Genomic DNA, 19714 nt, shown 5'->3' with positions numbered 1-19714 from the left:
GCGTATTTCCTACTCCCTTACTCCCTTATTCCCTTATTCACCTACTCCCTTAAACCGCCGCACTGAACGCATGTGCATGATCCTCCCGGAAGGCGTCGAACACCGCCGCCGCGAGGCGAACGAAGGGTCTTCCGCGCTCGGTCATGGTGACCCTGTTTCCCTCCAGGCGAAGGATTCCCTCGACGGCCAGGCGCTGCAAGGCCATTTTCTCCCCGGAGAGGTCGAGAGAGGGCGCGGCGCCTGCGAGATCGACGGCGAAATCGCACATCAGGCACTCGATGATGCCGGAGCGGATATGGTCTTCTTCGGTGAAGACATGACCGCGCGTCGTGGCGAGCCTGCCCTCCGCAATCGCTCTGCCATATTGCCCGATATCGGCCCTCGTTTGAGCGAATCCCTCGCCGAAGCGCGAGATGGAGGATGGGCCGAAGCCGATCAGCGTCTCGCAATTATCGTCCGTATAGCCCTGGAAATTGCGGTGGAGACGCCCCTCGCCCGCCGCAATTGCCAGCGCGTCGCCGGGCCTGGCAAAATGGTCGATGCCGATGGGGGCATAGCCATGGGCCGCGAAGCTTGCCGCCACCGCCCTCGCCTGCTCGAAACGCTCGACGCTGCCCGGCAGCGCCCGCTCGTCGATCAGGCGCTGGTTGGCGCGGCGCCGCGGCAGATGCGCATAGCCGTAACAGGCGACACGGTCGGGCGACAGGCCCGCCACCGCCTCGCAGGTGGCGCGCAATGAAGCAACGGTCTGGTATGGGAGGCCGTAGATAAGATCGAAGTTGAGGTTTTCGATGCCTGCATCGCGCAGGCTGGTCACCGCCCTGGCGATGGTCTCAAAAGGCTGGATGCGGCCGATGGCACGCTGCACCGTGGGGTCCACGTCCTGCACGCCGAGGCTCGCGCGGTTGACGCCGAGCGCGGCCAACTCTCTTGCCATGTCAGGCGTCACATAGCGCGGGTCAAGCTCGATGGCATGCTCCATCGATGGCGAGAAATGGAAATAGCGCTCCAGCGTCTCGACGATATGGCGAAGACCATCGGCGCCCAGAATGGTAGGCGTGCCGCCGCCCCAATGCAGTCGCGTCACGCCCGGCCGTGTGCGCATCAGGCCGCCGACGAGGTTTATCTCGTCGATGATGGTCTCTTCCGAGGTGCGGATGACATCGTTGCGGATCGCGGATTTGGTGAAGCAGCCGCAGTAGTAGCAGATCTGGCGGCAATAGGGGACGTGGATATAGAGCGATACCGCATCCTCCGCCCGCACATTGGCAAGCCAGCTTGCATGCTGCTCCGGCGTGACCGGCGAAAAATCGGCGGCGGTGGGATAAGAGGTATAACGCGGCACGGCCAGTGCCGCATAGCGTTTGATGTAGGTATGATCGATCGCGGTAACTGACATTCGCCCCGTCCGCTTCCATTTCCGATTACCCGTTGTATGGCATTCGGCGATAGCGGCCTTGATGGGGATCAAATGTGGAAATGCGGGCGCTCTACGTCGCCCCTCTGTCCTGCCGGGCGGGCTCGCGCCCTTCCCTCCCCCTTGCGGGGAGGGTGGCCCGAAGGGTCGGGTGGGGGTGGTGACGCGCGCGCCACGTTCTTCAGCAAAAGCACAAACGTCACCACCCCCATCCGCCCGCTCCGCGGGCACCTTCCCCGCAAGGGGGAAGGAGGGCGCCAGTCCTTCAAATATTCCTGCTCCCCGGCTTCACCGCCGGTATCGCCGCCAGTTCCGGCGGCAGATTGTCGGGCGCATAAGCAGGCACTTCATATTCCGCCAGCGCGATCAGCCGTGTGCCGACATCGGCCTTGCCCGCCGAGCGGTCGACGATACAGGCGGCGGCGAGTACCTCTGCGCCGATTCCCTTGAGGCAGTCGATGGTTTCGCGGATTGAGAGGCCTGTCGTGACGATGTCCTCGACGATCACCACGCGCGCACCTTCGGGAATCTCGAAGCGGCGCAGCCGGAAGACGCCGTTCTCACGCTCCACCCAGATCGAGGGAACGCCGAGATGGCGGGAGGTCTCATAAGATGGAATGAGCCCGCCGATGGCCGGACCCACGACATAATCGATCCGGCCCAGCCCGGCTCCCTCGATCTTCTCGGCCAGTGCCTTGCAGAGTTTCTCGGTCTTGTCCGCATGCATGAAGACACGCGCCTTCTGAAGAAAGACGGGGCTGCGCAAGCCTGATGTCAGAATGAAATGGCCTTCCAGGATGGCTCCCGCCTCGCGGAAGACGGCAAGGACGTCGTCGGTGTTCATGGGTATTCCTAGTTTTATCCGTTAACCCGCCGCACGTCGCTGACGCAGGCGCTTTCCTTCAGTTGGGAGATGATGCGGTTCAGATGCTTCAGGTCCCACACCTCGATATCCATGATCATTTCGGTGAAGTCAGGGGCCGTGCGGACCATCGAGAGATTGTGGATATTGGCGTCGTTGCTGGAAGTGACCTGCGCGATTTCAGCAAGCGAGCCCGGCGAATTGATCGCGGTGACGCTGATGCGGGCGGGGAAGCGCTCCTTCATCTGCTCGTCTATATCCCAGCGCACGTCGATCCATCGCTCCGGCTGGTCGTCATAGGCGGTCAGGGCCGGCGACTGGATGGGATAGATGGTGATGCCTGCCCCCGGCTGTAAAATGCCGACGATGCGGTCGCCCGGCACCGCGCCCTCCGGCGAGAAGCGCACCGGCAGATCAGCATTGGCGCCGCGGATCGGCAAAGCGCGCTTGCCGCCGGCCTCGGGGGTCCTGGCGACAGCCGCCGCTTTCGCCTCCGCCTCGCCGCCCTCCGGCACCTTGAAGATCATGCCGGCGGCATTCTGAATGTTGAACCAGCCCTTTTCGCCGCCCTTGGCGGGGCTGTGCAGCGTGGCGCGCGTATCTTGGTAATCCGGATGGACCGCCCGCACCACATCCGTGGATGGCAGTTCGCCGCGCCCGACAGCGGCCAGCACGTCCTCCACATCCTTGCGCGCCAGACGCGGCAGGCCCTGCTTCAGGCTGTCCTTGGAAAAGGTCTTGCCCGCGCGCTCGAAGGCGCGTTCCAGAATGCGCATGCCGAGGCCCGAATATTGCTTGCGCACCGCCACGCGAGTGGCGCGGCGGATGGCGGCGCGGGCCTTGCCTGTCACGACGACCGATTCCCAGGCGGCGGGCGGCACCTGCGCCTTGGAGCGAATGATCTCCACCTCGTCGCCATTCTGGAGTTCCGTCATCAGCGGCATGATGCGGCCATTGACCTTGGCGCCGACGCAGCTATCGCCCACATCGGTATGGACAGCATAGGCGAAGTCGATAGGCGTCGCGCCGCGCGGCAGGGCGATGAGCCGGCCCTTGGGCGTGAAGCAGAAGACCTGATCCTGAAAGAGTTCGAGCTTGGTGTGCTCCAGAAACTCTTCCGGGTTGTCGCCCTCGGCCAGCGCCTCGATGGTCTGGCGCAGCCAGGCATAGGCATTGGTCTCGGTGGAGATGGTGTGCGGATTTTCAGCGCTGCCGCGATCCTTGTAAATAGAATGGGCGGCGACGCCATATTCGGCGATCTCGTCCATCTCGCGGGTGCGTATCTGCAATTCCACGCGCTGGCGCGACGGGCCGATGATGGTGGTGTGGATGGAGCGGTAATCGTTCTGTTTGGGCGTCGAGATATAATCCTTGAAGCGGCCCGGCACCATCGACCAGCTGGTGTGGATGATGCCCAGCGCCCGATAGCATTCCTCCACCGTATCGACGATGACGCGGAAGCCGAAAATGTCGGACAATTGCTCGAAGGAGAGCGCCTTGGTCTCCATTTTGCGGAAGACCGACCAGGGCTGCTTCTGGCGGCTCTTGACGGTGGCCTTGATGCCGTTCTTCTTGAAAAGCTCGGAGAGGTCGCGCTCAATCTTCTGCAGGAGGCCGCGGTTCTTTTCCAGGAGCTCGGCGAGCCGGTCAGTGATCGCCTTCCACGCTTCGGGGTTGATATAGCGGAAGGCCAGTTCCTCCAGCTCCTCGCGCATATCCTGCATGCCCATGCGCCCGGCAAGCGGCGCATAGATATCCATCGTCTCCTCGGCGATGCGCAGGCGTTTGTCCTCGCGCATGACGCCAAGGGTGCGCATGTTGTGGAGACGGTCGGCAAGCTTGACGAGCAGGACGCGCACGTCCTCGGAGATGGCGAGCAAGAGCTTGCGCAGGTTTTCCGCCTGCACCGCCTTCTTGGAGACGAGGTCGAGCTTCTTGAGCTTGGTCAGCCCCTCCACCAGCTTGCCGATATCCGGGCCGAAGAGCTGGTCGATCTCCTGCCTTGTGGCGGTCGTATCCTCGATCGTGTCATGCAGGAGCGCGATGGCGATGGTCGCCTCATCCAGATGCATGTCGGTGAGGATGGCGGCGACTTCGAGCGGGTGGGAGAAATAAGGATCGCCGGAAGCCCGCTTCTGGCTGCCATGCTTCTGCATGGCGTAGACATAGGCCTTGTTGAGAAGCGCCTCGTTGACGTCCGGCTTGTAACGCTGGACGCGTTCGACAAGCTCGTACTGGCGCATCATCGGCCTTGTTCTCCTTGTAAATACCCGTACACATTACACAAACATGCGCCGCGGCTTGAGAGCAACGGCGCATGTCGAAAATGGTGCAAGAAAGTAAACAGGCCCTGAGGATATCGCCAGGGCCTGTTTCGCTTTATCAATAGTCGTCGTTCTTTTCCGGAGCGACGAGACCTTCGATACCGGCAAGCAGCTCCTCTTCCGACATGCGGTCAAAGGAAACGATATCGTCTTCCGCCGCATCGGCGATTTCGGCGGCGACTTCCTCGGCATTGCCGGTCAGCTGCGGCTGGGCGACGGCCTCCGGCTCGTCCACTTCCACATGCTTCTGCAGCGAGTGGATCAAGTCTTCCTTCAGGTCGCCGGGCGACAGCGTCTCATCCGCGATTTCGCGAAGAGCCACGACGGGGTTCTTGTCATTGTCGCGATCGACGGTGATGCCGGCTCCTTGCGAAATCTGGCGCGCGCGATGGCTTGCCAGCAGTACCAGCTCGAACCGGTTTTCAACCTTATCGACGCAATCCTCTACGGTGACGCGGGCCATTGCTGCCCCTTTCATTCTTCTGGTCGTTCAACGGGATTTCTTGCCACATAGCGCTTGTGGGGGGAAAAGACAAGCGGAACGGAAATAAGGGAGTGGGGGAATAAGGGAAACGACCCCATGGTTTATTTTCCGCCTATAAACATGTGCCCCTCTTCCTTTACGCTCACACTCCCTTTATGGTTGCATATTCTGCCAACTTATAATTGCTTGGATTTTGCGTTGGAGCGGCGTACAAGGGCGGGAAGGCATGGCGAAGAGCCATTTGCCTGCCACCACCCATATTTTCAAACCAGGCCCGCCATTTCCCATGCAGGCCAAGATGGATATTTGAGGCATGTTCGACTCCCGCGAGAAGCTCGCGCTCTTTATTGACGGTGCCAACCTCTACGCCGCTTCCAAAACCCTGGGCTTCGATATCGATTATCGCAAGCTGCTCAAGGCCTTCCAGAAGCGTGGCTATCTGCTTCGCGCCTATTACTATACGGCGCTGGTGGAAGATCAGGAATATTCCTCGATCCGCCCGCTGATCGACTGGCTCGATTATAATGGCTATCGCGTGGTGACGAAGGCAGCCAAGGAATTCACCGACTCGACCGGACGCCGCAAGGTCAAGGGCAATATGGATATCGAGTTGACCGTCGATGCCATGCAGCTGACGGATACGATCGACCATTTCGTCATTTTCTCCGGCGATGGCGACTTCCGTTCACTGGTGGAAGCGCTCCAGCGCCGGGGACGCAAGGTCAGCGTCGTCTCGACCCTTTCCACGCAGCCGCCGATGATCTCGGACGATCTGCGCCGTCAGGCCGACCATTTCATCGATTTAGCCTCGCTGAAAGCCGAGATCGGGCGCGATCCTTCCGAGCGGCCTGAACGGGTCGTGCGGCGCCAGGAAGAAATCGAGGATGAAGATTATTGATGATGGGAGCATCCTGTCATCGATAAAATGTCCTGCGAGCCTTCGCCCGATTGCGCGATCTGCCCCCGTCTGCATGCTTTCCTCGCCGAATGGCGTGAGAAGGAGCCGGGCTGGCATAACGCGCCCGTTCCGCCCTTTCTGCCCGCAGGCGGGGACGATCACGTTCGTCTGCTGATCGTCGGACTGGCGCCGGGCCTTCGCGGGGCGAACCGGACCGGGCGCCCCTTCACCGGCGATTATGCGGGCGAGTTGCTCTATCGCACCCTCGGCGACTTCGGCTTTGCGCGCGGCACATTCGAGGCACGGCCGGACGACAGCCTCGAACTCACGGATGCGGCCATCGTCAATGCGGTGCGCTGCGTGCCGCCCGAGAACAAGCCGACTGCCGCCGAAATCAACCATTGCCGGCAGTTCCTGACACCCGTCATCCGCCGCTTCCCCAAGCTCAGCGCTATAGTCACACTCGGCAAGATCGCGCATGATTCCACCATCCGCGCCCTGGGGCAGCCCGTCGCGAAGCATCCCTTCGGCCATGGGCGGGTGAGCACTATTTCAAATCTTGAGGTTTTCTCGAGCTATCATTGCTCGCGCTACAACACCAACACTGGTGTACTGACGGAAGATATGTTCCGCAGTGTATTTGAGAATGTGCGAAAATACTTGGATAGCCTGCGCTGACGCTCCGCTTAAACCTGCTTTTCTTGATTAAAATCTCTGCTACAAAGTACAGGTTCGAGACGGAACGCAGAAAGCGTTGGGACCAGCCAACGCACCGGCGCTGGCTGCGCCGGCACAGGCGAGTGCCTCGCTCTCGAACTACGGAGGTGAGAAATGATGTGGTATCCTATACCACCTATCAGGATCACGCTGCAGATACGAAAAACCCGGACGGGCTGGATAATTACCGTCCGGGTTGAGTTCTAAACAGTAAATCGGCTCTGGGAGTTTCAGGCTCCTAGAGCCACTCCGGAAATATATGTGAAACACCCCAAGAATTCAAGTTCCGACGAATTTATCCCCGATCCCGCAGCAGGCGAGACTTCTCGCGGTTCCAATCGCGCTGCTTTTCCGTTTCGCGCTTGTCGTGCAGCTTCTTGCCGCGCGCCAATGCCAGTTCCAGCTTGGCGCGGCCGCGCTCGTTGAAATAGAGCTTGAGCGGCACGACAGTCATGCCTTCTCGGTCGACCGAGTTGGCCAGCCGCGCCATCTCGCGGCGACTCAGGAGCAGTTTGCGCAGGCGGCGCGGGTCGTGGTTGAAGCGGTTCCCTTGCGTGTATTCCGGGATATAGGAATTGATCAGCCAGAACTCGCCATTCTCGAAACTCGCATAGCTCTCGGCGATGTTGGCCTGATTGGAGCGCAGCGATTTCACCTCCGTGCCCTGCAGCACGAGGCCAGCCTCGAGCGTATCGAGGATTTCGTAATTGAAGCGCGCCTTGCGGTTATCCGCGACGATCTTGCGCGCCGGAGCGTTGTTGGGCTTGTTCATGACGGTTTTGTATAAGGGAATAGGGCAGTAAGGGAATAAGGGAGTAGGCAGAAAGTGCAGAATCGGGAAGAATTCGGCTTATTCCCTTACTCACCTGCCCCCTTAATTGATCAGCCCCGCATATTTCATCGCCTGATCGATGCGCTCTGCCGTGGCGGCTTCAACCGGCACCATGGGCGAACGCAGGCTATTCTCCAGCCGCCCGACGACGCTCAGGGCATATTTGATGCCAGACGGGTTTGGCTCGATGAACAGCGCCTTGTGCAGCGGCATCAAACGGTCCTGGATGCCGAGCGCCTTGGCAAAATCACCGGCGAGGCAGGCCTCCTGGAACTCGGAACAGAGGCGCGGAGCGACATTGGCCGTCACCGAGATGCACCCTACCCCGCCATGGGCGTTGAAGCCCAGCGCCGTGGCATCCTCGCCCGAGAGCTGGATAAACTCATGCCCGCAGGCGAGACGCTGCTCGGAAACGCGCTCGATCTTGCCGGTCGCATCTTTCACGCCGACGATGTTCTTGTGGTCGCGAGAGAGCTGCCCCATCGTTTCTGGCGTCATGTCGATGACCGAACGGCCGGGAATGTTGTAGATGACGATCGGCAGCGAGACGGCCTTCGCCACCTGGGAATAATGCGCATAGAGCCCGCGCTGGTTCGGCTTGTTGTAATAGGGCGTAACAACGAGTACGGCATCTGCGCCCGCCTTTTCTGCATGCTGGGCAAGCTCGATTGCCTCGCGCGTATTGTTGGAGCCGGCGCCGGCGATGACAGGCACGCGGCCCCTCGCCTCCTCGATGCAGACTTCCACGACGCGCTTGTGCTCCGCATGGGTGAGCGTGGGGGTCTCGCCCGTGGTGCCGACGGGCACCAGGCCATGCGAGCCTTCCTCGATCTGCCAGTTCACCAGGGCGCGGAAGGATTTCTCGTCAAAGGCGCCATCGGGTGTAAATGGCGTGACAAGTGCCGTAATGGACCCCTTCAGCATCGGTGAATTCTCCAGAATCATGCTTGAATAATGAGTGGCGGGCGCCCCCAGGCCAGGCGGACAGCCATGGCCTAAAGCGCTGCACCATAGTCTTGCCACAGGGCTGGGGCAAGAGCATTCGACCGAAGTCAACTGGGATAAATCGAGCGAATACGCTAACCTTTCGTTAATCATCTCTTCACCGGGCGGGAATACCATCCGTGCAGTGACGAAACCGTGGAAAGAAGGGCGCAGTCATCCATGCGTTCAGCAGCTTTGGTGAAAAATCTCTGGCGCAAGGCCCTCTTCGCCGGCTCTGTAATGGCGGGGATAGGCCCGGCGGGCGCGGACCCCGTGCTGCCGGAGAGCGTGCCCACCCCTTACGCGCGCCCCTTCGCGGCCACCGCGGCGCGGTCCTTCCCCGCCGCAATCAAGCCCGACCCACTCACGACAGCAGGCATCGCCCAGCCGGACAAGCCTATCCTCAACGATAATCTCAAGCTGGGGCTGGACGCGCTCTATGGCAAGGATGCCGCGAAAGCTCTTGCCGTCCGCAACGCCATGCCGCCCAAATCGCTCGACCGCCACATATTGACATGGGCGATCGGCCTTTCAGGCGCGAACGGGCTGTCGAGCGCCGATATCGCCGCTGCGGCCCGGGAACTGCCGGGCTGGCCGGGCGTCGCGGCGCTGCGCCGCAATTTCGAATATGCGCTCGCCAAGGAAAATCCATCGCCGGATGCGGTGATCGCGGCCTTCGGAACAGCCCGTCCGAAGACAACTGATGGAATGATCCTTCTCGCTCGTGCGCATATGGCCAAGGGCGACAGCGCCAAGGCGCGGCAGATCCTGGCGCATAGCTGGCGCGAGGAAAAACTCGATTTTAGGGATGAGCAGATCATCCTGCGCGAATTCGGCAATGTGCTGACGCGGGAGGACCATCAGCGCCGCATGGTGCGGATGCTCTATGACAACCGCATCCAATCGGCGAGCCGCGTGGCGAAGCTGGCGAACGCGCAATCGCTCTACGAGGCCTTCGCCGCCGTCTCGCGCAAGGCGCCCGACGCTGCGAAGAAGCTCGCCGCCGTCGATGCCGCCTGGCACACGAACCCGGTCTACACCTTCGCACAGATAAAGCACCTGCGCAGCCGGGAGCGCTATAGCGAAGCGGCGGAGCTGATGCTGCGCGCGCCGCGCGAGGCGAGCAAGCTGGTAGACCCCGATGCATGGTGGGTGGAGCGGCGCATTCTTTCGCGCGAGCTGCTTGATCTCGGCAAGCCGCAGATCGCCTATCGCCTCGCCGCGGTGCATGCTGCTGAAACCCCGGCCATGGCTGCCGAGGCGGAGTTCCATGCCGGGTGGTATGCGCTGCGCGCGCTGAACGAGCCGAAGACGGCGATGAAGCATTTCACGCGGATCGCGGAAATCTCTTCCAAGCCGATTTCGGCCTCCCGCGCCCATTACTGGATGGGGCGCGCAGCGGAAGCGGGCGCGGGCGGCGATGCCAAGGCGCACTACGCCAAGGCCGCGCATTACGGCACAACCTTCTACGGCCAGCTCGCGGCCGCAAAGCTCGGCGAGGCGCGGTTGCAACTGCCCTACCCCAAGCCGACCGCCGCCGACCGCACGCGATTCGACGAGCGCCAGGCGGTGCAGGCGATCCGGCGGCTCGAGGCCATCGGCTATGGCGCGCGGGCGGAAATGCTCTACCGCGACCTGGCGGAGGAACTGAACAGCCCGGGCGAACTGGCGCTGCTGGCGGCGATGGCTGAGCGCAACGACAAGCATTATATGGCGCTGCGGGTCGGCAAGATAGCCGCGGGGCGCGGGCTCGATATCGGCGCGCTGTCGCATCCCATCGGCGCGATCCCGGAAAACGCCGATATCAATGGATCGGGCAAGGCGCTCGCCTATGCGATTGCCCGGCAGGAAAGCGAGTTCAACGTTTCCGCCGTGTCGGGCGCAGGGGCACGCGGCTTGCTGCAATTGCTGCCCGCGACCGCCAAGGAAGTGGCCGAGCGCGCCGGGATGCCCTATTCCAAGCCGCGCCTGACCACCGACGCCGCCTATAACGCCACGCTCGGCGCGCATTTCCTCGGCGAGCAGATCGACCGTTTCGACGGCTCCTATATTCTCACCTTCGCGGGCTATAATGCGGGCCCCCGCCGCGCCCAGGAATGGGTTGCCAAATATGGCGACCCGCGCGGCAAGCCGATCGACGAAGTGGTCGACTGGATCGAGCGCATCCCCTACACCGAAACGCGCAATTATGTGCAGCGGGTGATGGAAAATTACGAGGTCTACAAGACCCGGCTCTACGGCAAGATGGATATCGAGGAGGATCTGGTCCAGGGGAGGAAGTAGGGGCGTTTTTTCTTTGATGCAATCGCCAAGTACCCCCCTCACCGTCCGCTTCGCGTCCACCTCTCCCCCGTAAAGCGGGGCGAGGAGCGCCAAGCTATCCAGCCTTGCGCTCCTCTCCCCTACGTAAGTGGGGGAGAGGTGGCCGCGGAGCGGACGGTGAGGAGGGTACTTGGCGCAGCGCGCAATCTATTTCTTTCCCGACGGCTTGCGCGTCGTGGATCTGGCCGCCGATTTCACCGCCGTTTCAGCCTTCTTCACCGCCGTCTCGGCTTTCACGACCGCTGCCGTCACCGTGGAGGCGGCGGCTTTTATGGCGGGTGCGGCTGTATTGACCGCTGCCGGGGCGGAGGCGCCGGTGACCAATTTGGCGGCGGTGGTGGAGGCTTTGGCCGCGCCCGCCTTGACGGCCGAGGCAGGGGTGGTGGCAGCGGATTTGGCGGCGGAGGCAACGGTCTTCGCTGCGCCAACTACGCTCTTTTCGGCTGACGCCGCAGCGGCGGAGACCGCCTGGCCTGCCGAGGTTGCGGCGCGGCTCACATCCGACGCGACGGCGCGCGTGACGCTGGAGGGCGATGCCGGGCGCGAGGACGAGGAAGGGCTCGCGGATGTCGAGGGCGTATTGGACGACAGGGCCCGAGCAGCGGTCTTCGCGGCGCCGCCTCGGCTGCGATGGCTGGTCTTGACCTTGCCCGCCTCCACGCGCTTGGAGAAAGTGGTGCGCACGCCCGATGCCAGGAGCGCCGCCTTCCCGGCCCAGTTTTCCCGTTCGACGCGGCCAGGAAAGCCGATCTTGCGATTGACCCAGGCAATTTCCGCCGGTGTCCAGGCAGCGACCTGGGAGAAATGGAAGATGCCGAGGCTGTTCAGATCCTTCTCGAGCTTGTCGCCCACACCGTCGATCAGCGTCAGATTATCGGCCTTGCCGCCGCGCGGCGCTTTAAGCAGCGGAGGTGATACCGGCGTGACCGCGCCAGATGGCAAGGCCTGCCTGGCCGCGGACGACGCAGCCTGCTTTGCCTTTGCACCCGGGGCGGGCGCAGCCGATGGGGCGGGTGCCGCGGGCTTGGCAGCGGTTTTCGCCAAGGGGATCACCGATGCGCTGACGGAGGCCACGGCCGAGGCGGCGGCTTTGGCGGCGTCGGCCACCGTCCTTCCAGCCGGGGCGCGCAATGGCGCAACCTTTGCCGCCGGTGCGGGCCTTGTTGGCGCCTTTGCGCTCGCGGTTCGGGACCTGCCGGGTTTTTGGGAGGCGGTCGGGGCAGCGGATTTGACAGCCCGCGCGGCGCCGGCTGTCCTTGGAGAATATGGAAGGGCCAGGGCGGGCGACGCCGCGGTGCGGCCGCTCTGCGTGGCCTTGTAGCGCCTATACAATGATCCGATGATGCAACCCACTACAAATGCAACAGCAATCAGTATGGCCAATTGAACGATGAGCAACAACATGCGGACATCTCCTTCAGGCGGAAGGCCTTATTCGGCACCGACAACTTTTTGACTGACGATTTCTTTCCTCATCATGACCCTGTCGGTAAGCCTGCTTTGCCGCATCAGCCTCCGGTCATAGATCATGCCCGGCACATATCCGCGCAGCCAACCGACGCGCAGGAAACGCACCTCACGAACGCAATGATTCACTGGGCCCCTTACACAAGATCTCCGTCCGGCGTCTTCAATCCGACGTAAAGGCCTATACAAAACGCAACAAGCAGAACGAGCCAGAATGTATTTATAAGATACTCCATCTCAATCCCTCGCGATTCGTCAAAAGTAAAATAACACAGAAACTCCGTTTCGAAATATTTTTACTTATTCATCCACGTTTCTTAACTATAGAAATTAAGTATTATGGATGAATTAATTCGAAGGCGGTGCGATGCGGGCGGAAGCGAGCCGACCCTGTCCCGGCAGCACGCCGGCGACGGCTGCGGTCAGCCGTTCATAGGCATCGCGCCCGGCGGCGCTGCCCCTGACCGAGTAATCGACTCCGCTGACCGCCACCTCGCCCTCCTTCAGATCGGCAAGCTGAGCGAGCGCGAAGCCTACGAGGGCTGGGAAGCCCTCCGGAGCGCCCCGCGCGACCGACATATCATCGACGACTCGGATGCCCGGCACGGCGCGCTCGGTGAGAGCCACGATCTCCATGCGCGCAGGCCCGGGCGGCACATCGCCGGTCAGGGTAACGCCGTCGCCGGTCTTGATGGCGCGGAAGGTGAAAGGCTGCGATAGCGGGGGAAGAACGGTTTGATTGTCCACGGCGCGAACGCCGGGCACCGCCGAAACGACCTGGGCGGCGGCGGCCTGCGCCGGTTCGTCCGGCGCGGTGCCCCGCAAGGTCAGGTCCCGGCCATCGGCATCGACCGTCGCCCAGGGCTGATTGTTTCCGACAAGCGCCGCCGAGGCGCGGGATACGAGATCGTGTTGGACCGGCCCCGCGCCGAACCATGTGGCAAGCGCCGTCAATACGGTCGTCGTCGCAACGCCGGGCCAAAGCCAGCTTTTCATGAGCCCTCTCCTGTCTCTCGTCAAATAACGCCCGTGAATACGCATACCGATACAAGCACGAGAACGCCTCCCGCAGATTCCGAAGTGGATTCGAAATGTATTGCGAAGCAGGAGAGCCGAACCTTTGCCGAAAAACCTGAGGATATCAAGATTAGATAGAGAGGTTTTTACTTATTAAAGCTGTGGAAAGCCACCATGTGTTGCGTTTTATACAATAATTATAAACTTAAATAACGAGACAAAAAGATATTCCTGACTAAAACTCAAATAAAAACCCGGCAACTTTCGTTGCCGGGCTTCTTTGAACCAATCCGGACTGGATTAGAACGAGCGCTGGAAGCGGACCATGCCACCCCAGTAATCGTCGTCGTTGCCGGCGAAGTCTTCGGAGTTCTTCGTGTAGAGAAGTTCCGGAGTGATCGTGAAGCCGGGAACGAGCTGGTAAGCAACGTTGGCGGCAACAGCGAGTTCCTCGGCTTCGTCATACGAAACCTGCAGGTTGGCGGTCGCCTTGTCGTTGAACTTGTAGCTCGCGCCGACCCAGCCGATCCAGTCGCCGCCCCAAGAAGCGTAGAAGTTGTTGCCGCGGTTTTCGACTTCGCCGTCCGAACGCCACGCACCCATCACGAAGAAGGAGAAGGCATCGTTGACATTGATGTCAGCGCGAGCCTTGACCGCCCACTCTTCGTAGTTGGCGTCATAGCCACCGACGATACCGACCGAGCCCCAGCCCTGAGCGTACTTCAGACCGGCGACGACATGCGGGGTGTAGCTGTCGATGGTGTAGTCATCACCACCCTGTTCGAGCGAGACAACAGCCGAGAAGCCATTGCCAGCCGTGAAGGTATAGCTGATGAGGTTGGTGTCGTAGCCTTCCGACTCCAGCGTATCGTCGTTGATGACGTTACCGGCATAGCCGAGGAAGGTACGGAACGCGGTTTCGTCCTTACCGAGGCGCAGGCCGCCCAGTTCGATGTAAGCGAAGTTGATCGTCGGCGACTCGAACTCAGCCTGAGTACCGTCAAAAACGTCAACCGTGTCTATGCTGCCATCAGGAAGCAGAACATATTCAGTACGGGTCTTGGCGTTGGTGTCGTACTGGAAACGGGTCTCGGTGAAGGTACGCAGCGTGCCGAGTTCGGTCTCGGAAGCCGTATGCGTACGCAGCGTAAAGCGCGTGCGGATGTTCCAGGTGTCGTTCAGATCACCGTCCTGACGATCAATGTTGACCGCGCCGAGGTTGTCGCCGCCACCAACGTCAAAACGGACATAGCCCGAGATGCGCAGGCAGGTTTCGGTGCCCGGAATGTAGAAGTAACCAGCGCCGTAAGCGTCGCAAACGCGAACGTATTCAACGGGTTCCGGCTCGGCGGCGACGACGGCGTCGGCGGCCTGAGCGCCGGAGACTGCGGTGAGCGCCGCAGCGGAGCCGAGAAGAAGGCTCTTGATGTTCATTTTCTGACCTCCAGTCAAAGTTAAAAATGGGTCTGGGCATTCTGATTTGGCTGAAGGACAACCTGTCCCCATCCCCTCGAAAAAGTCGCCCCGAAGCGCTCCTTCTTCTTGGGTGACCATACTCGCCGGGTTTCGCGTTTCAACACCCAATAGCGTTCGCTTAAGTTATACCCCGCTCTATGCCCACCCATTGTTGCAGAAAAGACACGAAATTGCCGTGGGGAAGGCGAGATGTTTAGAGGTTATTAATATGCGAGGGCCGGAATCGGGGCGTTTTCCAGGCGACTCATCCCTTAAAAGAGGGGAATCGAGGGGGAACGGAGTCCCTGTACCGTTGTGATGGCGGGGAGGCTGAGGCATGGATTCCCGTGACGAGCACGGGAATGACGGAAGTGGACCGATGATTCCGCCTTTCCATTAGAGCTGCAGCGGCGGAGAGTCCGCAGACGCCCATGGGACATTAGACCTGCCATCATCCCTCGGGCTTGTTCTAATCCTACGCTCTCGCTTGCCCGTATCGGCACCCCAGCTCCTCGCTTCACCCTTGGCAGGTTCTCGGGACGAGCCCGAGAATGACGCCATCGCGTGACGCTTCACTGTATATGTAGAAGAAGATGATGATTTGGTGGCCTGCCACCCGAAGCCCGAAGGGCGTAGGGTGGCGGAGAGGATGGGATTCGAACCCACGAGACCCTTTTGAGGTCTACTCCCTTAGCAGGGGAGCGCCTTCGACCACTCGGCCACCTCTCCGGTAAGGGCGAGATAGCCGGTAAAGCACGGCAGTTCAAGCGATTTGCGGCTGATAGGACGGAATTTCATCCACAGGGCGCAGCGGCGCGTGACCGGAACCGGCGGGGCGGAAAGATGGCCGCATTAGGGCATAAATTGTTAATTGATTGATTTGTCTTATGTTTTTCGCCTGCCTCCGATTCTAGACTGGAGGTCAGAAAATGAACATCAAGAGCCTTCTTCTCGGCTCCGCTGCGGCTCTTGCCGCGGTCTCCGGCGCTCAGGCCGCCGACGCTGTCGTCGCCGCCGAGGCTGAGCCCGTCGAATTTGTCCGGGTCTGCGACGCCTATGGCGCCGGCTATTTCTATATTCCGGGCACCCAGACCTGCTTTCGTATCTCCGGCTATCTGCGTTACGACATCGGCGTCGGCGATGCGCTGGGAGTGACCGCAATCGACCGCAGGGACAACCGTCCGCTTGATCCCAGCAATCCGGGCCCCCTCCCTGAAGACGCGGTGCGTGACTATCACGACACCTGGAACAAGCGCCTGCGTTTCGCGCTACGCACGCACACCGCCTCCGAGACCGAGCTGGGCACGCTGCGCACTTATACCGAGACCCGCTTCCAGTGGGACACAAACTACAACGACTCGGATTTCATGGAGGAAGTCTATCAGCGCGACAGAGGCTGGGGCGCCTGGGCGGAGAACGATCCGGTGACGCTTAACTTCGCCTATATCGAGCTGGGCGGCCTGCGCATCGGTAAGGACGAAACCGCGTTCCGCACCTTCCTCGGCTATGCCGGCGCCGTCATCAACGACGATACGCTGGAGAATCAGGGCTACGACACCACCCTCATCAGCTACACCTTTACCGCCGGCAACGGCATCTCGGCCATCGTCTCGCTCGAACAGGGCGAAGGCTGGTACACGATCGATAGCTATACGCCGCATGTCGTGGTCGGCGCCAAATGGGCGCAGGGCTGGGGTTCGTTCGGCGTCGCCGGCGCCTACGACGCCAATATGGAAGAGTACGCGATCAAGGCCCGCGCGGACATCAACGTCACCGACGCCATCTCGCTGTGGCTCATGGGCGGCTGGCAGTCCGAAGGCAGCCTCGCGCACTATCGTGAGAATTTCTACGCCTCCTGGGGCGGGGATTGGATCGTCTGGGTCGGCGGCAGCTACCAGTTCAACCAGCAGACCTCCTTCAACGCCCAGTTCTCCTATGACGATTTCGAGGAGATGGCCGTGGCGGCCAACGTGGCCTACGAGCTCGTGCCCGGCCTGACCATCACGCCTGAGGTCCTCTACGTCAAGGAATCCAAGGAGCTTACCGGCGGCAAGGATGATTATTGGGGCGGTATCCTCCGCTTCCAGCGCTCGTTCTAAGAATCATGCAAGGGAACGCCGGAGAATCTCCCCGGCGTTTCTTTCCTGATCATGCGTTCACGAAAGTGAAAGCGAATGTCGAAGCCAAGATGTGAGGTGATGAATAGACAACTGAAGCTTTGAAAGAATTTGGGGGAAGTACCAACGAGAGGTGGGTTATTTCGTTGGATGCGGGAAAATGGATGATGCCAATACAAAGCATAAGTAAACTCGACTTGTTTTTCGTTAATACATCCGTTAACCATTCCTCCAATACTTTGTATTTTGGGAGGCAATGATGGTTGTTATGAAAAGCAATTCCATCGGGAACGGTGAGATATACAATCCTATATTAGGATATAATCTCAACTATACGTCTTCCCAAGGTTCCACCCACAGACTGGTCAATCAGCATTCGCTCGCCGAGCTGACACGAAGGTATATCAACATTCTCTGGGACGACGGTTCCCACAAATATAATGTGAAATCCTTCCTCGGCGAGATCGATGAGATTCTAAAAGGCGAGCGGTTCAGCGGCTTCAGCCAGGAAATGCTCGACCGGGTCATCGGTACGCTTCGCGAACGCGGCAATAGCAATGCCACCATCAACAGAAAGATGGCGGCGCTGAGCAAGCTGCTGCGAAAGGCGTATAAGATGGGCGAAATCTTCAGCCTGCCGGAGTTCATCCGCCAGAAAGAGCGGGCGGGACGCATCCGCTTTCTCGAATATGAGGAAGAGCAGCGCCTGTTTGCGGCCATCCGAAGCCGGTGCGAGGACAGCTACCGCCTCTCCATCTTCCTGGTCGATACGGGCTGCCGCCTGGGCGAGGCTATCGGCCTCACCTGGAACGACATTCAGGATCATCGCGTCACCTTCTGGTTCACCAAGTCCAACCGCAGCCGCACCGTGCCTTTGACCCGGCGGGTGCGCAAGGTGCTCGACATCCCCCACGAAAAGCTGAAAGGCCCGTTCTCGATGCTCAACCAGATCCGCTACCGGGCGATCTGGAACGAGGCGAAGCTGGAGGTGGGCCTCGGCCGGGACGACCAGGTGGTGCCGCACATCCTGCGCCACACCTGCGCCTCGCGGCTGGTGCGCGGCGGGATCGACATCCGCCGCGTGCAGATGTGGCTCGGCCACCAGACCCTGCAGATGACCATGCGCTACGCCCATCTGGCGACCAACGATCTCGACTCGTGCGTGAAGGTGCTGGAGGTGCGGTAGAGGCGCGCGCTCCGCGACGCTTTCTGGCGGCGCCATTGATACCCCCCTCTGCCCTGCCGGGCATCTCCCCCACAAGGGGGGAGATTACGCCTTCATCGATGGGCGGCACCAATCGCAAACATCGCAGAATGGGCAGCGGAGGGTAATGTCAGCCAATCTCCCCCTTGAGGGGGAGATGCCCGGCGGGGCAGAGGGGGGTCTCGCGATTCCGTCAAACGCAATTGGGAAGCCGGCTCAGGACGCACGCGCCTGCGCGTCAACCCCGCCATCCAATCGTCATCGATCATCGCTAAGCACCCTGTCGGAATTCCGCCATCATCCGCGTCGCAAACTCTTGCGTGGCAGGGCGATTTTTCCTTTATTCTCCGTGCCTTGTCTTGATCGAGGTCTTCCATGGCTGGCCAACTCCTGCCGATTGCCGCGCTGCTCTTCAGCACGTTCCTTATGCTGACGGGCGGTGGGCTTGCGGGCATTCTTCTGCCGCTACGCGCGGGGCTCGATGGCTGGTCGCCGACAGCCATCGGCTGGATGGGAACATCCTATGCGCTCGCCTTCACGCTCGGCTGCCTCATCGTTCCCCGGCTGGTGCGCCGCGTCGGCCATGTGCGGGTGTTCTCCGTGCTCCTGACGCTGCTCAGCATGTCGCTGCTGCTTCATGCGCTGATCATCGATCCCATCGCCTGGATGGTGTTTCGCGGCATCGCCGGGTTCTCGCTGGCGGGCGGCTATATGATTGTCGAAAGCTGGCTCAACGAGCGCGTCGTCAACGAAACGCGCGGCATGGTCTTTTCCGTTTATATGATCGTCTCGATGGTGGGGCTGCTCGCCGGGCAATATATCCTGCCCTTCGGCGACCCGGCAACGCAGACGCTCTTCATCGTCTGCGCGCTGATCTATGCGAGCGCGCTCATCCCGACGGCGCTTTCCAACGCGCAGTCACCGAGGCCGCTGACACGAGTTTCGCTCGATCTTCCGGGCCTTTACCGCCGCTCGCCCGCTGCCGTGGTGGGCTCGCTCCTCGCCGGAATCATCGCGGGGGCGTGGGGGTTTCTCGCGCCGGTCTATGGCAAACAGATCGGGCTTTCCACCTTCGGCATCGCTACCATGCTCGCCACCGCGATGATCGGCAGCGCGATCTTTCAATATCCGCTCGGGCGCGCCTCGGATTTCGTGGACAGGCGCTACGTCATGGTGGTGGCCGGCATTATCGGCCTCGTGCTTTCCGCCGCGATGGTGTTGCTTCACCCCGGGCCGGGATGGCTCATCTATGCGATGATGTTTCTGTTCGGCTCGGTGCTCTATTCGATCTACAGCCTCAACACGGCGCATGCGAACGATTCCGCCGATGCCAGCGAGTTTGTGAAGATATCGAGCGGCTTACTGATCGTTTACGGCGCGGGCAGCATGATGGGGCCGCAAATCGCGGGCCGGCTGATGGATGCCACCGGCCCTCAGGGCCTTTTCATCACCATGGCGCTCGCCTACACATTCTATGGCGGTCACGCCTTATGGCGGATCATGCGGCGCAGCGCCACGACACCCGCCGATCAGAAGACGGATTTCAAGTTCCAGGCAGCGGAAATACAGCCGACTCCCGAGACGTCGCAGCTCGATCCGCGCAGCGAGACTTAA

General features: G+C 61.0%; 16 protein-coding genes and 1 tRNA gene. 7 read left to right on the top strand and 10 right to left on the bottom strand.

What is annotated here, in order from left to right; genetic code table 11:
- Window positions 1-49: 49 nt before the first annotated feature.
- The 4 genes from hemN to rpoZ form a co-directional block, all read right to left on the bottom strand.
- Complete coding sequence (hemN, locus tag ACOWVG_RS02715; protein WP_420959939.1) at window positions 50-1399, bottom strand: oxygen-independent coproporphyrinogen III oxidase; 1350 nt, start codon at window positions 1397-1399, stop codon at window positions 50-52.
- A gap of 283 nt (window positions 1400-1682) precedes the next feature.
- On the bottom strand, window positions 1683-2261 hold the full coding sequence (gene pyrE / locus ACOWVG_RS02710; protein WP_420959938.1) for an orotate phosphoribosyltransferase: 579 nt from the start codon (window positions 2259-2261) through the stop codon (window positions 1683-1685).
- Between the two features lie 14 nt (window positions 2262-2275).
- Window positions 2276-4525 (bottom strand): RelA/SpoT family protein, encoded by a 2250-nt coding sequence (locus ACOWVG_RS02705; protein ID WP_420959937.1) that lies wholly within the window; start codon window positions 4523-4525, stop codon window positions 2276-2278.
- Between the two features lie 136 nt (window positions 4526-4661).
- The gene (gene rpoZ, locus ACOWVG_RS02700; protein ID WP_420959936.1) at window positions 4662-5066 is read right to left on the bottom strand and encodes a DNA-directed RNA polymerase subunit omega; all 405 of its coding nucleotides are present in this window, start codon (window positions 5064-5066) and stop codon (window positions 4662-4664) included.
- Between the two features lie 334 nt (window positions 5067-5400).
- Between rpoZ and ACOWVG_RS02695 the strand changes: the two genes are divergently transcribed.
- Both ACOWVG_RS02695 and ACOWVG_RS02690 read left to right on the top strand, forming a co-directional pair.
- A complete protein-coding gene (locus ACOWVG_RS02695; RefSeq protein WP_420959935.1) occupies window positions 5401-5985 on the top strand; it encodes an NYN domain-containing protein in 585 nt (194 codons plus the stop codon).
- Between the two features lie 27 nt (window positions 5986-6012).
- Window positions 6013-6663 carry a uracil-DNA glycosylase gene (locus ACOWVG_RS02690; protein WP_420959934.1) on the top strand — a complete coding sequence of 217 codons (651 nt, stop codon included), beginning with the start codon at window positions 6013-6015 and terminating at the stop codon, window positions 6661-6663.
- Window positions 6664-6997: 334 nt separating this feature from the next.
- Here ACOWVG_RS02690 and smpB read toward each other — a convergent pair whose 3' ends face one another.
- Together smpB and dapA are read right to left on the bottom strand one after the other, a co-directional pair.
- Window positions 6998-7474, bottom strand: coding sequence for an SsrA-binding protein SmpB (smpB, locus tag ACOWVG_RS02685; protein WP_420959933.1), 477 nt, complete (start codon window positions 7472-7474; stop codon window positions 6998-7000).
- 102 nt (window positions 7475-7576) lie between these two features.
- Entirely contained in the window at window positions 7577-8458 is an 882-nt protein-coding gene (gene dapA / locus ACOWVG_RS02680) for a 4-hydroxy-tetrahydrodipicolinate synthase (protein ID WP_420959932.1), read from the bottom strand.
- A gap of 300 nt (window positions 8459-8758) precedes the next feature.
- On the opposite strand from dapA, the gene ACOWVG_RS02675 reads away from it, so the two are divergent.
- Window positions 8759-10801 carry a lytic transglycosylase domain-containing protein gene (locus ACOWVG_RS02675; protein WP_420960164.1) on the top strand — a complete coding sequence of 681 codons (2043 nt, stop codon included), beginning with the start codon at window positions 8759-8761 and terminating at the stop codon, window positions 10799-10801.
- Between the two features lie 186 nt (window positions 10802-10987).
- Here the strand turns inward: ACOWVG_RS02675 and ACOWVG_RS02670 are convergent, their stop codons facing one another.
- A complete protein-coding gene (locus ACOWVG_RS02670) occupies window positions 10988-11782 on the bottom strand; it encodes a hypothetical protein (protein ID WP_420959931.1) in 795 nt (264 codons plus the stop codon).
- Here ACOWVG_RS02670 and ACOWVG_RS02665 point away from each other — a divergent pair.
- The gene (locus tag ACOWVG_RS02665; protein ID WP_420959930.1) at window positions 11763-12161 is read left to right on the top strand and encodes a hypothetical protein; all 399 of its coding nucleotides are present in this window, start codon (window positions 11763-11765) and stop codon (window positions 12159-12161) included. The two genes, ACOWVG_RS02670 and ACOWVG_RS02665, sit on opposite strands and share 20 nt — an antisense overlap.
- A 494-nt stretch (window positions 12162-12655) precedes the next feature.
- On the opposite strand, the gene ACOWVG_RS02660 is transcribed toward ACOWVG_RS02665, so the two are convergent.
- The 3 genes from ACOWVG_RS02660 to ACOWVG_RS02650 form a co-directional block, all read right to left on the bottom strand.
- Complete coding sequence (locus ACOWVG_RS02660) at window positions 12656-13303, bottom strand: BON domain-containing protein (RefSeq protein ID WP_420959929.1); 648 nt, start codon at window positions 13301-13303, stop codon at window positions 12656-12658.
- A 321-nt stretch (window positions 13304-13624) separates the two neighbouring features.
- The gene (locus ACOWVG_RS02655; protein ID WP_420959928.1) at window positions 13625-14758 is read right to left on the bottom strand and encodes a porin; all 1134 of its coding nucleotides are present in this window, start codon (window positions 14756-14758) and stop codon (window positions 13625-13627) included.
- A 659-nt stretch (window positions 14759-15417) separates the two neighbouring features.
- Window positions 15418-15508: transfer RNA gene (locus ACOWVG_RS02650), tRNA-Ser, on the bottom strand.
- 200 nt (window positions 15509-15708) lie between these two features.
- On the opposite strand from ACOWVG_RS02650, the gene ACOWVG_RS02645 reads away from it, so the two are divergent.
- The 3 genes from ACOWVG_RS02645 to ACOWVG_RS02635 all read left to right on the top strand — a co-directional run bounded on the left by ACOWVG_RS02645 (window position 15709) and on the right by ACOWVG_RS02635 (window position 19714).
- A complete protein-coding gene (locus tag ACOWVG_RS02645) occupies window positions 15709-16878 on the top strand; it encodes a porin (protein WP_420959927.1) in 1170 nt (389 codons plus the stop codon).
- A 286-nt stretch (window positions 16879-17164) separates the two neighbouring features.
- Window positions 17165-18082 (top strand): tyrosine-type recombinase/integrase, encoded by a 918-nt coding sequence (locus ACOWVG_RS02640; protein ID WP_420959926.1) that lies wholly within the window; start codon window positions 17165-17167, stop codon window positions 18080-18082.
- Between the two features lie 393 nt (window positions 18083-18475).
- Complete coding sequence (locus ACOWVG_RS02635; RefSeq protein ID WP_420959925.1) at window positions 18476-19714, top strand: MFS transporter; 1239 nt, start codon at window positions 18476-18478, stop codon at window positions 19712-19714.

Source organism: Brucella sp. IR073 (genome assembly GCF_049065735.1).
Taxonomy (GTDB): Bacteria; Pseudomonadota; Alphaproteobacteria; order Rhizobiales; family Rhizobiaceae; genus Paramesorhizobium.
Note: the sequence above shows the minus strand (reverse complement) of the source record. Positions and strands in the feature narration are given on the sequence as shown.

Coding starts and splice junctions, on each gene's coding strand:
- hemN (WP_420959939.1), bottom strand. CDS start 1,399: ATGTCAGTTACCGCGATCGATCATACCTACATCAAACGCTATGCGGCA.
- pyrE (WP_420959938.1), bottom strand. CDS start 2,261: ATGAACACCGACGACGTCCTTGCCGTCTTCCGCGAGGCGGGAGCCATC.
- ACOWVG_RS02705 (WP_420959937.1), bottom strand. CDS start 4,525: ATGATGCGCCAGTACGAGCTTGTCGAACGCGTCCAGCGTTACAAGCCG.
- rpoZ (WP_420959936.1), bottom strand. CDS start 5,066: ATGGCCCGCGTCACCGTAGAGGATTGCGTCGATAAGGTTGAAAACCGG.
- ACOWVG_RS02695 (WP_420959935.1), top strand. CDS start 5,401: ATGTTCGACTCCCGCGAGAAGCTCGCGCTCTTTATTGACGGTGCCAAC.
- ACOWVG_RS02690 (WP_420959934.1), top strand. CDS start 6,013: ATGTCCTGCGAGCCTTCGCCCGATTGCGCGATCTGCCCCCGTCTGCAT.
- smpB (WP_420959933.1), bottom strand. CDS start 7,474: ATGAACAAGCCCAACAACGCTCCGGCGCGCAAGATCGTCGCGGATAAC.
- dapA (WP_420959932.1), bottom strand. CDS start 8,458: ATGCTGAAGGGGTCCATTACGGCACTTGTCACGCCATTTACACCCGAT.
- ACOWVG_RS02675 (WP_420960164.1), top strand. CDS start 8,759: ATGGCGGGGATAGGCCCGGCGGGCGCGGACCCCGTGCTGCCGGAGAGC.
- ACOWVG_RS02660 (WP_420959929.1), bottom strand. CDS start 13,303: ATGAAAAGCTGGCTTTGGCCCGGCGTTGCGACGACGACCGTATTGACG.
- ACOWVG_RS02655 (WP_420959928.1), bottom strand. CDS start 14,758: ATGAACATCAAGAGCCTTCTTCTCGGCTCCGCTGCGGCGCTCACCGCA.
- ACOWVG_RS02645 (WP_420959927.1), top strand. CDS start 15,709: ATGAACATCAAGAGCCTTCTTCTCGGCTCCGCTGCGGCTCTTGCCGCG.
- ACOWVG_RS02640 (WP_420959926.1), top strand. CDS start 17,165: ATGAAAAGCAATTCCATCGGGAACGGTGAGATATACAATCCTATATTA.
- ACOWVG_RS02635 (WP_420959925.1), top strand. CDS start 18,476: ATGGCTGGCCAACTCCTGCCGATTGCCGCGCTGCTCTTCAGCACGTTC.